Annotated in this window: 9 protein-coding genes; 5 read left to right on the top strand and 4 right to left on the bottom strand. The window is 68.6% G+C overall.

Annotation, left to right across the window (positions count from 1 at the left end; genetic code table 11):
- Positions 1 to 266 precede the first annotated feature (266 nt).
- Both ACFYM2_RS06050 and ACFYM2_RS06045 read right to left on the bottom strand, forming a co-directional pair.
- Positions 267 to 1994 carry a GTPase gene (locus tag ACFYM2_RS06050; RefSeq protein WP_388833720.1) on the bottom strand — a complete coding sequence of 576 codons (1728 nt, stop codon included), beginning with the start codon at positions 1992 to 1994 and terminating at the stop codon, positions 267 to 269.
- Positions 1991 to 3874 carry a GTPase gene (locus ACFYM2_RS06045; RefSeq protein ID WP_388833718.1) on the bottom strand — a complete coding sequence of 628 codons (1884 nt, stop codon included), beginning with the start codon at positions 3872 to 3874 and terminating at the stop codon, positions 1991 to 1993. Before ACFYM2_RS06045 ends, ACFYM2_RS06050 begins: the two co-directional genes overlap by 4 nt.
- A 549-nt stretch (positions 3875 to 4423) precedes the next feature.
- Between ACFYM2_RS06045 and ACFYM2_RS06040 the strand changes: the two genes are divergently transcribed.
- Entirely contained in the window at positions 4424 to 4624 is a 201-nt protein-coding gene (locus ACFYM2_RS06040; protein WP_120050369.1) for a hypothetical protein, read from the top strand.
- Positions 4625 to 4828: 204 nt separating this feature from the next.
- On the opposite strand, the gene ACFYM2_RS06035 is transcribed toward ACFYM2_RS06040, so the two are convergent.
- Complete coding sequence (locus ACFYM2_RS06035) at positions 4829 to 6100, bottom strand: glycosyltransferase (protein ID WP_388455860.1); 1272 nt, start codon at positions 6098 to 6100, stop codon at positions 4829 to 4831.
- 196 nt (positions 6101 to 6296) lie between these two features.
- On the opposite strand from ACFYM2_RS06035, the gene ACFYM2_RS06030 reads away from it, so the two are divergent.
- The 4 genes from ACFYM2_RS06030 to ACFYM2_RS06015 are packed head-to-tail and all read left to right on the top strand — an operon-like array spanning position 6297 to position 11156.
- Complete coding sequence (locus ACFYM2_RS06030; RefSeq protein WP_388455861.1) at positions 6297 to 7625, top strand: cytochrome P450; 1329 nt, start codon at positions 6297 to 6299, stop codon at positions 7623 to 7625.
- Between the two features lie 23 nt (positions 7626 to 7648).
- Complete coding sequence (locus ACFYM2_RS06025) at positions 7649 to 9076, top strand: cytochrome P450 (RefSeq protein ID WP_358993609.1); 1428 nt, start codon at positions 7649 to 7651, stop codon at positions 9074 to 9076.
- Positions 9073 to 10128, top strand: coding sequence for a terpene cyclase (locus tag ACFYM2_RS06020; RefSeq protein ID WP_358993606.1), 1056 nt, complete (start codon positions 9073 to 9075; stop codon positions 10126 to 10128). The genes ACFYM2_RS06025 and ACFYM2_RS06020 overlap by 4 nt, the downstream gene beginning before the upstream one ends.
- Positions 10125 to 11156 carry a polyprenyl synthetase family protein gene (locus tag ACFYM2_RS06015; RefSeq protein ID WP_358993603.1) on the top strand — a complete coding sequence of 344 codons (1032 nt, stop codon included), beginning with the start codon at positions 10125 to 10127 and terminating at the stop codon, positions 11154 to 11156. Before ACFYM2_RS06020 ends, ACFYM2_RS06015 begins: the two co-directional genes overlap by 4 nt.
- 307 nt (positions 11157 to 11463) lie before the next feature.
- Here ACFYM2_RS06015 and ACFYM2_RS06010 read toward each other — a convergent pair whose 3' ends face one another.
- On the bottom strand, positions 11464 to 12195 hold the full coding sequence (locus ACFYM2_RS06010) for a hypothetical protein (RefSeq protein WP_358993600.1): 732 nt from the start codon (positions 12193 to 12195) through the stop codon (positions 11464 to 11466).
- Between the last annotated feature and the right edge of the window lie 56 nt (positions 12196 to 12251).

Raw genomic sequence — 12251 nt, 5'->3', positions numbered from 1 at the left:
CGTAGGCGTACCGGCATACGACAGTGCGCGGACGGCACCCGTGTACCTTGACCAGTGCCCGGCCGGTGGGGCCCGCGAGGATGTCCCGCCCCTGAACGTACACAAGATCCTCAACGGCGAGCCCCCAGCTGACACCGAGACAGAGCAGCAGGCAGCACCTGAGGATTCGGGTCTGAGCCAGCTGACTGGCGCAATGTCCGGATTATGTACCGGCCGAGGATCTCGGCCGTCCGTTCGGGAACAGTGATCAGGCCCCGTTTCGACTCTCACGCCTCCAGCGCGGGCGCCCCGAGTTGATCGAGCATTGACTGGGCTTCGATCTGGATCGCGCTGATTTTGCGGTCCAGGTCGGTACGGAAAGCCCTAGCGTCGCGAACTGACCGGTTCACCTCGTCGATCGCGCGGAGCGCCTTGCCGAACTCGTCGTCGAGTTCAAGACGCACCTGGATAAGCGTCTTGCTCGAGATGTCATCGCACTGCGCAAGGACGCGGCCGACCAGGGCGTTCCGGCGGCGCATCTTTTCCTTTGCAGCATGCACCTCCTGACGCTCCTCTTTGACGACCGCATAGGCTTCAAGGGCAACAGGGAGTACAGCGCCGCCGATTTTGGCAACCTTCCCGATGTTGTTCGCCCAGCGCACGGCCTGGTACGGCTTGAACTTGATGTCGACGAGCTTTCCAGCCTTGTAGACGATCTTGTGCCCCGCGCTGCCTGCCGACTTCTTAATGCCGTCGCCTGCGCCCCAGACTTTCTGGAAGGCCTTCAGATGCTCGATCGACTTCGGACCCCAGGCTGGGACGCGGGGTTGCTTCCGACCTGGCTGGCGTGCCAGGCCTGGGTCTACCGGGATGTTCTGCGTCTCGATGTCCCCTTGGACATCAAGGGCGAGCAACTGGCGGGCGTACGGCGACGCCTCGATCTCCCGTACCTCGGAGGTCAAGTCGGCAAGCTGAGAGGCCAGGACGGCGCGTACCCCGTCCAGGAACCTCTGGTTCGCCGAGCTCAGCTCGTCGTTCAGAGTCACGGAGGCGGCGTCGACCCTAGACCAGTCGCGGTTCGGCGACTCCTGGATCGACTCCACCGTGTCGGCGAGGTGCTCGGCTGCCCGGATACACGCTGTGCGGAACTCGGTTGCCTGCCGTTCGAGGGCCGAGTCCAAGAGCCCGCAGCGCGTTGTGAGCGCACTGCGCTGGCGTGCGAGGACGGTCAAGACTGCTTCCTCGTCGGGGTCGTCTGTGAGCGCGGCGAGTGCCTCGCCCGCGACGAGGGCGACCCGCTGGAGCGCCACACGGAAGTTGGCCAAGTCGCCGCGGGCCCGCGCGATCCGGTTGATCGCGTCCGTGACCTTGTCCATCCGGGACGCCGCGATGCGGCGGGCGGCCCGCGACGGGTCCACCTCTAGCGCTTCCAGGTAGGTTTTGGCGTCGCACTCGACCCATGGCACCTGGTCGGCGAAGCTGCCGAGAGCTTCACGGACCTCGGCCTCCCGCACTCCTTCGGCCGCGCGAAGGCTGCGGCACTTGGTGAGCACCACAAGCAACTGCGGCGCCTTTCGCAGATCCTCGGTGACGTGCCGCAGGTGTTCGACCAAGCGATCATCGAACAAGTCAACAGTGACGGTGAACAACACAAGATCTGCGGAGCGCAGAGCCTCCTCCGCGCGTTCGTCGTGCTCCGGCCGGCCCGCCTGCACGCCCGGGGTGTCGACCAGGTCGACCATGCCGTCCCAGTTGAAGACCTCGACCCTGTCCGTCGTGATCGCCGAGCCCCTCGGAACCTGATACTTGCCATCCGTGAGTGCCTCGATCAAGGTCGACTTGCCGCTGCTGTACTGCCCGGTGAGGACCATCTGGGGACGATGGTGTTCATCCACTGCCAGCATCCGCTGGAGCCTCGACGCATCATCGGGTCGAAGGTTTCGGATCAGCTCGACGAGCCGCTCCGAGAGGTCGCGCGTCACCGCGGGGGCGGAGTGATACAGAAGGTCATTCACGTTGGCACGCTCCTCGGTGCGTTTGGTCGGACAATCTTCACCGGGGTGCCCAGGTGGTCAGACAGGGTTGCGGACCATGCCTCCAGTACCTGGTTTGGCGCTGGAGCAGTGGTGGTAACGATGGTGCCGTCGGGGCGACAGCGAATGAAGGCCGGTACCCCTTCGGTCAGGCCGAGGACGTATGACATCGCGGACGCGCCCGGCAGGTCAGGTGACGGTGTGCGCCCGAAGGCCAGGAATTCGGGCGAGGACGGCGGGAACAGCCGTGTATCTGCTAGAGCCTCATCAGGCACCTCGACCAAGATGCAGACCCCGGGAAGCCGGGTCACCTTCCCAACGGACGCAGCTAGGCGAGGCCGGCCGTCTACGCGCAGCAGGCAGCGGACTGTCTCGTGGTCAAGGGTGGAGACCGCGGAGTCAATCACCTGCTGCTGACTAGCCAGAAGGTCGGCCACGACCAACGCGGCGGCCTCGGCCTCTGTGCGTCGCACGTGGGAAGTGGTGAGTGTCTCCAGAACCCGCGCGATGGTCCCAGACACCTCGGCCAGCACCTGGGCCTCCAGCTCATTGAGGACCTTGCTGATCTCGGTCCGCAGCAGATCGCGGTTCGCCTCCAAGATTTCCGCTCTGCTCGTGAAAAGTGACTGGACCTTCTTGCGCACCGGAGTGACGAGGAACGAACCGAGGCTCATGACGACGGCGCCGACGACTGTGCCGGCTGGACCTGCCAAAGAACCCACGTACGCGCCAAGCGCCATGGAGGCGAGCGCTCCGCCTGCCCCAACCACAACCCCGGCTGCTTTCTGCTTCCACAGCCCCCTGAAGTCACGCATTCCGCTGACCTTAAGGTGCGGGCGGACAGCCGTCGTCCATTCGTGCTCGACGGCGACAGACGCTTCCTCGATCGCTCGCGCGAGGTTGCTGAGCCGTGCTTCCAGCCTCTCGTCGAGTTCGGCGACCAAAGCGGCCTGTTCCGTGTCCCATTGCTCGACGATCTGCGGGCCGAAGTCAGTGACGTTCTGGGGCCACCCCTGCCGTCGGCCGACGAGGCGAACAACGTCGTCCTCCATCCTCTGCATGCAGGCATCGACCAGGCGTACGGTCCGTCGTTCCTGGTCTTCGCGCATCCTCCGGCCGACATCGACGATCTCTCGGGTCTCCCGCTCCACAGCGGCGAGAGCTTCGCTCAACGCCTGTGCCTGCGAGCGAACCTCGTCGGCCTCGCGCAGTACCCGCCGGGCGGTGCGGCGCTTGCGGCTTTCCTGTTCCAGGACGGCGAGCAGGGCGCTAAGGCGGCTCGCTTCCCAAAGGTCGGCACCGTAGTCGCCGTCCGCCCGCGCCTGGCGGGCGGCCTCGGCATGGAGCATTACCTCGGCGACGGGGCGTACGGCGGCAGCGGATAGATGGGAACGGATCATCTTGAAGTGACCCTCGTGCTCGGCGAAGACTGAATCCGGTTCCTCCAGGAACTCCTCGTGGTCCAGATCGTCCACGAGTGGTTTGCGGCAGTTCAATGCCACAACGACAGGCTTACCGCGCGATGCCACGGCACGTAGCTCCTGTGCAGTCTCCTCCTGAAAGGAATCGTTGCTCGCAACCCACAGCACGAGGTCGGCACCGGGGACCTCAGCCATCGCTTGGGCGACGTCATCCATACTGTCCCTGGCACCCACTCCAGGGGTGTCGACGATCTCAACGTCGTGCAGGTCCACCGCCGGGGCCGCGAAGACGTCGCGCGAGTACCGCTGCCGGCCGTCCCCAATCCGCTCCACAGACCCGCCGGTGAGCGCCGCAAGGAGGGTACTCTTGCCGGCCATCGTCCGCCCCATCAGGACGATCCTCATCGGCGCGCCGACTGGCGGTGTGTCGGTGACCTCCACTGACATAAGGAAGTCGACAAACTGCCTAGTCGTCTTCTCTGCCGAGGCCCCGTCCCGAGACAGCCGGTGAACCTCTGCCAGGGTCGCTCGGCAGGCAGCGACTGCCTCCGCATGCGCGGGAGAGGGGTTATCGCAAGGCGGTTCGGGACCGCGCAACTGGTCCCGAGCGGCAGGACTCGAGCCGTGCCTGTTCTTGCTCGTCAATCGCCCCCCTTGAAGCGCACCTGTCCCCTCGAAGGGTGTCGTGCCAGCGTCATGTTAGGCCGTATGAAGTGCGGTACTTGCGGTGCCGGGCCTGCCCGGCCGGGGCGGTTCCCGGTTTCGCGGTTGGTGTCAAGGTCGGCCGCTGCGCGGTCGCTTCGCAAGCCTTAACACCGCCCGTTTGAACCGAGAGTGATCGGCCTTCTCTCCGGGCGGGCCCGGGGAGAAGGCTGCGGGACCGGGACCTTGCACGCAAGTTACTGCGGATTGCCGCCACGGAGGACCGTGAGCGGTAGTGCCGCAATCGCGGGTACTGCGGTTGGGCTGGACGTTCACGACCGATCGACCGTGGCCTGGGCCCTGGACGGCCTCATCGGCGAGGTCGTCGCCGAACACTTGGTCCCCGACACTGCGGCGGTGGTGGGCTGGCTGGAGCGGTTGCCGGGCCCGGTGGCCGTGGCCTACGAGGCCGGCTCGACAGGGTTCGGCCGGGTAGCTGGTGGAACGCTTTTGAGGATCTTCGTCTTTTCGACTTCGAAGACGGCATAAAAGGACGACCGTACTTGCCGTCGCGGTCGCGAAGCTCCCAGGTCAGGGGGTGCAGGTCGCGGGATCACCGCGACGCTCATGCATGCATGCGCATATTGCTGGGGAGTGATCTTGAGTCCGACGGGATGCTCGTGAGTATTTAGGCACGCTGTGCCTGGCCAGGGGATTTCGTGAACGACCCACCACCAGTCAAAAGACCCCAGTTCATCTGGGGTCTTTTGCGTTGCCGCGGTCCAGCAGGCGCTCCACCGCGGCGACCGTGCGGGCGGCGCCGTCCTCGGTGGCGAGTGCCGTGGCCAGGCTGCGGGCGCGGTCCGTGTGGTTCCGCTCGTGCACCGCGGCGCGGATCAGTGCCCCGAGGCGGTCGGGGGCCAGCTCGGTGATGGGCACGAAGCCGGGGCTCACGCCCAGGGAGACCAGGCGGCGTGACCAGAAGGGGGCGTCGCCGAACGTGGGGATGCCCACCGCGGGTACGCCCGCGCGCAGGCCCGCGCCCGTGGTGCCCGCGCCCATGTGGTGGACCACGGCGGCGGTGCGCGGGAACAGCCAGCTGTGCGGTACGTCCCCGATGGTCAGCACGTCGTCGCCGGTGAGGTCGAGGCCCGCGGTGCCGGACTGGATGACGGCCCGCACCTTCGCCTTGCGCAGGGCCGCCGTGATCAGCTCGCCGAGCCGCTCGCCGTCGCGCGGGTCGCCCGCGCTGCCCAGGCCGACGCGGACCGGCGCGGATCCCGCGTCGAGGAAGTCGACCAGTTCCCGCGACGGTTGCCGGCCGGGCGGCTCGTGGGGCCACCAGTAGCCGACCACCTCCACGCCGGGCCGCCAGTCCGCGGGACGCGGCACTACGGAAGGGCTGAAGCCGTAGTGGACGGGCCAGCGCTCCTCGGCGGTGCGGCGCAGGGTCTGCGCGGTGGTGAGCCGGGGCACGCCGAGCCGCGCGCAGAACTCCGGTGAACTCGACCATGGGGTGAGTCCCGTGGTGAACATGAGCTGACCGAGGCGGCGGTTGGCCCAGCGGCCCAGCGAGGCGACGCCGATGGGCGGCGGGAAGTCCCCTGTGGGGTGCAGGGGTTGCAGACCCAGGCCCATGCTGGGCAGGCCGAGGGCCTTCGCCAGGTGGTAGCCGTGGAACGTCGTGAGGCCGCTGCACACCAGGACGTCGGTGTCCTTCTCGGCCGCCGCGATCAGGCCGTCGCCGAGTTCCGCCAGGTGCTGGAGTATCCGCTTCAGCCAGCGGCCGGTGCCGAGTACTTCGCCGAGGCTCTTCTTCTTGAGGCGGCCCTGTTCATTGACGCCGAGCAGGCTCGGGTCGCCCGGCAGTAGGCGGAATTCCGCATTGCTGTCCGTGACTTGCCGCTCGAATGCTCTGTACGTCGCGATGGCGACGGAGTGTCCCGCCGCCTGGAGTCGGACGCCGAGGCCGATGAGCGGTGCTATGTCGCCGTGCGTTCCGGTGCCGATCAGGAGGACGGTCATGGCGGCATCGTACGGCCGGATCTCCTCGCTGTCGCCGTGAAAGCTCCGCGATAACGAGGCGATATGGCGGGCGACTAAATTCCCCGAAAGTTGCGTGCCCCAGCTCCCGATGTCACGAGGAACTCACGTGTCCAGCACACCCGTCGGATCAAGGCTGCCCGATGTGGAGGGCTCACCTCCCCGACCTGTTCCACGATTGAGTCCGCGTGAGAATCTGGTCGGACTCAGAGAAATACGGCGCGACCAACTCGGCTTCCTGGTGCGTTCGGTGGAGACCCACGGCGATATTTTCCGGCTGCGCCTCGGCGGACTTCCCACCGTGCTGATCAATCATCCGGACTACCTCCAGCACGTCCTGGTCGATCACCACCAGAACTACGACAAGGACAACTTCCTCTACCGCGCCACCCGCACGGTGCTGCGCGAGGGGCTCATCGCCAACAAGGGCGGCGAGTCGTGGCGGACGCACCGCAAGCTGATGCAGCCCTCGTTCCACCGCTCCAGCGTGGCCGGGTTCACCACCAACATCAGCGATCTGACCGCCGGGCTGCTGCGCGCCTGGGAGGCGCACGCCGACGCGGGTGACCCCGTCGAGGTCACCGCCGACGTCGCCGATCTGGCGCTGAAGATCGTGCTGCGCGCGCTCTTCGGGGTGGACGCCGAGGAGCGCGGGCGGCGGTTCGAGCGGGACTTCCTCGAGGTGAACGCGATCGCCGGGAACTTCTTCCGGTTCCCGTTCCCGCCGCTGTCCTGGTACTCGCCGTCCCGCAACCGGCTGCGCGCGCTCATCAAGGAGATGGACGCCTTCATCGCGCACCTCATCGCGGCGCGCATGGAACACGAGAGCGACCGGCCCGATCTGTTCACCCTGCTCCTGAACTCGCTCGACGAGGAGACCGGGACGGGGCTCACGCACGATCAGCTGACCAACGAGATCCTCGCCATGATCATCGCGGGGTACGAGACGTCCAGCAATTCCATCTCGTGGATCTTCCACCAGCTCGCCGAGCACCCCGACGTCCAGCGCCGGGTGCAGGAGGAGGTGGACGGGGTCCTCGACGGGCGGGTTCCCACCTTCGATGACCTGCCGAACCTGTCGTACACGCGGCAGGTCATCGACGAGACGCTGCGCCTGTTCACGCCCGCGTGGCAGACGATGCGGCACGCGGTCGACGAGGACGTCATCGGCGGCTACCGGATCCCGAAGGGGACCGACGTCTATCTGAATCTGTTCACGTTCCACCGGCACCCGGAATTCTGGCCGGAGCCGACCCGGTTCGATCCCGAGCGTTTCACGCCCGAGGAAATCGCCAAGCGCCCGCGCAGCGCGTACCAGCCCTTCGGCAGTGGTCCGCGTTACTGCCTCGGCAAGCAATTCGCACTCACCGAGCTGCACATCATCACCGTCATGCTCGCCCAGACCTTTCATGTCACGAGGCCGGCCGGACAACCGCCGGTGGGATTCGCTCCGCTCATCACGCTGCACCCCAAGGGCGGCATACAGCTGACACTGCACCGCCGCTGACGTCCCACCTATCGAGGTCATGAATGTCCCTGACTCCGCTCGACCGCACCGCACGCCGGCTGCGTCCCCGGAAGAATTCTCCGCTGAAAGAGATTCCGACCGTCAGGGCACGGGACGGCATCGGCGGCACGCTCGCCTTCAAGCGTGACCAACTCGCCTTTCTCGGCGGCGGTCTCGAGCGGCACGGAGACATCTTCCGTTTCCGGCTGCTCGGCCTGCCGATGGTGATGGTGAACCACCCGGACTACATCCGGCACGTGCTCGTCGACCGCGGCGAGCACTACGACAAGGACGCCGTGCTCTTCAAGGTGGTCAGGCCCGTGCTGCGCAAGGGGCTCATCGCCAACGCGGACATGGAGCTGTGGCGCAGGCAGCGGCGCATGATGGCGCCGCACTTCACGCCGCGCACGGTCGGCGCGTTCGCCAAAAACATGACCGACGAGACCGTCCGCATGCTGGAACGCTGGGAGCGCGGCGAGGGAGCCCGCGGGCCCGGGGGAACGCTCGACGTCACCGACGAGATCGGCCAGCTGGCGCTGCGCATCGTCAACAGGTCGCTGTTCAGCGCCGATGTGAGCACGTCCGCGCAGGCCTTCGAGCGGGCCTTCGGCGAGGCGAACAGTATCCTCGGCGCTTTCTTCCGCTTCCCGTTCCCGCCGCTGAGCGTCCCGACGCCGCGCAACGAGCGGCTGCGCAGGGCCATCAACGACATGGACGCGTTCGTCTCCGGGTTCATCACCCAGCGGCTGCGCGAGGACATCCCCGCGGGCGAGGAACCCGATCTGCTGACCCTGCTGCTGCACTCCGTGGACGAGGAGGACGGCAAGGGGATGGACCTGGAGCAGCTGCACCATGAGGTCCTGAACATCTGCATCGGCGCCTACGAGACGACCACCAACACCCTGTCCTGGGCCTTCTACCTGCTGGCCGGACACCCCGAGATCGAGGAGCGGCTGCACGCCGAGGTCGATCAGGTGCTCGGCGGGCGGGTGCCGGAGTTCGAGGACCTGCCGAAGCTGTCGTACGCCCGGATGGTCGCCGAGGAGACGCTGCGCATCTACTCCCCCGCCTACCAGTTCATGCGGCGGGCGCGCGAGGAGGACGAGATCGACGGGCACCGGATGCCGGCCGGTACCAACGTCCTGATCAACAGCTACTTCCTGCACCGGCACCCGGACTTCTGGGACGACCCGGAGCGCTTCGATCCCGAGCGGTTCACACCCGAGCAGGTCGCGAGGCGTCCCAAGCACGCCTACGTCCCCTTCGGCAGCGGCCACCGCATCTGCATCGGCAAGCACTTCGCCCTCGCCGAACTCACCCTGGTGCTCGCCACGGTGGCCCGCACCCACCGTCTCGTCCGGCCGGCGGGCTCGCCCGACGTGCACCCGGAGGCGCTGATCACGCTGCATCCCAAGGGCGGGGTGCACCTGCGGCCGGAGCCGCGCTCATGACGAAGCCGACGACCGCCGACAGGCCGGAGGGGCCCGTGCCGGAGATCCTCAACCCGTTCCCGTACCAGGTGAGTCCGTACGTCGAGCAGGCGCGAGCCCACCTCGGGGAGTGGACCCGGCGGATCGGTCTGGTGCGGCGCGAGGCGGCCAGGCGGCGGTTCGAGAAGGCGGATTTCGGCTGGTTCGCCGCTCTGGTGTACCCGACCGCGGACGCCGAGCGCCTTGATCTGATGGCGGACTGGTTCGCCTGGCTCTTCCTCGTCGACGACCAGTTGGACGACGGCAGCGTGGGGCGCAGCCCGGAGCAGGTGCGCGAGGTGGTGGGCGGGATGCGAGCCGTCCTGGAGAGCGCCGACCACGGGGCGGCCGCCGCGGTGGACCCCGCGCTTCCGGCGGCCGTCTCGTCCCTCGCCGACCTGTGGCTGCGCTCCTCGGAGATGACCACGGCCCACTGGCGCCGCCGGTTCGTGCGGCACTTGGACGACTGCCTGACCACGGCGGCGACCTGGGAGGCGGGGAACCGGCACGCGGGCGTCGTCCCCGACGAGGAGACGTACATCGAGAAGCGCAGGCACACCGGCGCGATCTATGTGTGCATGGACTTCATCGACATAGTCGAGCGGATCGACGTACCGGTGGCCGTCTATGAGAGCGGGGAGTTCACGGCGGCCCTCGACGCGGCGTGCGACGTCGTGTGCTGGACCAACGACGTCTACTCGCTGGAGAAGGAGCGGGCGATGGGCGAGGTCCACAACCTCGTCCACGTGGTGGAGCACCACCGGGGTCTCGACGGGGAGAAGGCGCTCGCCCACGTCGTCGGCGCGACGTCGGCACGGACCGAGGAGTTCCTGGCGCGGGAGAGCGAACTGCTGGAGGCGTACCCGGAGCACTCGTCGGTCCTCACGCCGTATCTGGCGGGGATGCGGACCTGGATGCGGGGCAATCTCGACTGGTCGCGCCGGACCAAGCGGTACCAGGCCGCAGAGGTGGCCGACGACAGCCGGCGCCCCGACGCCTATCTGGAGTCGGTCCTGACGAGGGCCGAGCATTGACGGCGCCGACGGTCACCGCAGAGGCGGGGCTGCTCCTCCAGCGGGCCAAGGAGCTCACCGAGCCCGAGCTGCGCAAGGCGGTCGACCGGCTCGCGGAGCCGGTGCGTTCGGTGGCCGCCTACCACTTCGGCTGGTGCGACGAGGCAGGGCGTCCGGTCAACGGCGACTGGGGCAAAGGGGTGCGCGGCGCCCTCGTCCTGGCCGCCGCCCAGGCGCTCGGCGCGGGGCCGGGGCAGGCGGTGGCGCAGGCGGCGGCCGTGGAGCTGGTGCACAACTTCACGGTGGTGCACGACGATCTGATGGACGGCGACAGGACCCGCAGGGGCCGCCCCGCCACCTGGGCGGTCTTCGGCAGCGCACGGGCGGTGCTCGCCGGTGACGCCCTGCTCGCCGCCGCGATCGATGTGCTCGCGCACCGCTGCCCGCAGCTCTCGCCCGCCACCGTGCGCGAGCTGTCCGCCGCCCTCCTGGAGCTGGTCGCGGGCCAGGGCGCCGATCTCGCCTTCGAGACGCGGGCGGACGTCGGCCTGGACGAGTGTCTGCGCATGGCGGGCGGCAAGACGGCGTCGCTGCTGGCCGCGGCCTGTGCGATGGGCGCGCTCGCGGCCGGTGCCGACGAGCGGAATGTGGGTCTGCTGCGGGAGTTCGGGCGCCATCTGGGGCTCGCCTTCCAGCTCGTCGACGACCTCCTGGGTATCTGGGGCGACAGCGCGACCACCGGCAAGCCCGTCGGCGCGGACATCCGGCTGCGCAAGAAGTCCCTGCCGGTGGCGGCCGCGCTGTCCGGCGGGAGCCCTGCGGGGGCCCGGCTCGCCGCGCTCTACGGCCGCGCGGAGCCGCTGGACGACGCGGCGGTCGACCGTGCCGCCGCGCTGATCGAGGAGGCGGGCGGCCGCCGCTGGGCCCAGGAAGAAGCGGACCGGCAGCGGGCGGCGGCCCTAGGCTGTCTGGCGGGCGCGGAGCTCGTTCCCGAGGGGGCGGGGGCGCTGGCCACGTTGGCGGAGCTGATCGCGCGACGGGACGTGTGACGGGACGTATGAGGGGACGTATGCGGGTCGGGTCGTAGGGATGGGAGGGCGGCGGTGGTCAGGACGTGATCGCCGCGGGGTGCTCCCCCTCCCGGTCCCGCGGGCCGGCCGGGGCGGTCCGCGGCGTGTGGGCCGTCGTCAGCCCCCGCCGGGGATGTCCTAGGCCGTGAGCGTGCTGTTCCCCGACTCCGTGAAGCCGCGGGCGAGCCGAGGCCCACGCCCGCGCCGCGCGAGGCGTCCCTGTAGCGCTCGAAGGGGCGCCGAGCCCGTTTCGACCCCGCCCTGCCCCTCGCTGCTCCCACCCCCGTCACCAAGGATGCTCCCCCCGCTGTGAGTTGCGGGGGTTCACCAGACCCCGGTGGATCAGTTCGGCGATCACCGCTTCGGAGTGCGTCTGGGCCGTCAGGGCCGTAAGGCGCTCTGCCGCCGTTTCGTCCGGGCGGCCCGGCAGGGGTCTGTCGTTCAGTTCGGCGTCCCAGAGGATGAAGTCGCGTGCGCTCTCGCGGGGCAGGTCCGACGGGGCGAACTCGCCGCCGAATCCGCTGCCGACGATCCCGGCTATCACCGCGCCGTACACCAGGTCGGCGTCGGCCTGCCGTTGCGTCCAAGGGGTGTTGGCCAGCGACGGAAGGTGCCCGTACGCGGTGATGCCGTCCGCCGACCAGCGGAGCGGAGCCTGCGCGCAGGCCACCCCCATGCGCTGGGACAGGTCGGTCAGGGCGCCGGCGCCCGGGTCCGACACGGGGCCGATCTGGATCCACAGGGCCCCGGGCCGCACGGCGGGAAGGAGGTGGTGCAGCATGACCACCTCAAGGACGTTGGGGTGGTCGAACGCGGTCAACAGGGTGTCGCACGGGGCGAGTTGGGCCGACCAGTCCGGCACCGAGTCGGCAAGCCCGGCGGCCTTGCGGGCGGAATAGCGGCCGGGCAGAGCCCAGGTGTGGGCCGTGAGGCCGACGGACGTGAGACCGTGGGCGGCGAAGTGGGCCACGGGGGCCGACCCCAGGACCGCGACTACAGGCAGTGCGGGCACAACCATCCTCTGAAGTGTGGCGAAGCGGGACTGTCGTCGGGCGAAGGACTTGTTCGCGTACC

The organism is Streptomyces sp. NPDC006711, assembly GCF_042869775.1.
Lineage (GTDB): Bacteria > Actinomycetota > Actinomycetes > Streptomycetales > Streptomycetaceae > Streptomyces.
The sequence above is the reverse complement of the archived record's forward strand: the minus strand, read 5'-3'. Positions and strand labels throughout refer to the sequence as shown.

Coding starts and splice junctions, on each gene's coding strand:
- ACFYM2_RS06035 (WP_388455860.1), bottom strand. CDS start 6,100: ATGACCGTCCTCCTGATCGGCACCGGAACGCACGGCGACATAGCACCG.
- ACFYM2_RS06025 (WP_358993609.1), top strand. CDS start 7,649: ATGTCCCTGACTCCGCTCGACCGCACCGCACGCCGGCTGCGTCCCCGG.
- ACFYM2_RS06020 (WP_358993606.1), top strand. CDS start 9,073: ATGACGAAGCCGACGACCGCCGACAGGCCGGAGGGGCCCGTGCCGGAG.
- ACFYM2_RS06010 (WP_358993600.1), bottom strand. CDS start 12,195: ATGGTTGTGCCCGCACTGCCTGTAGTCGCGGTCCTGGGGTCGGCCCCC.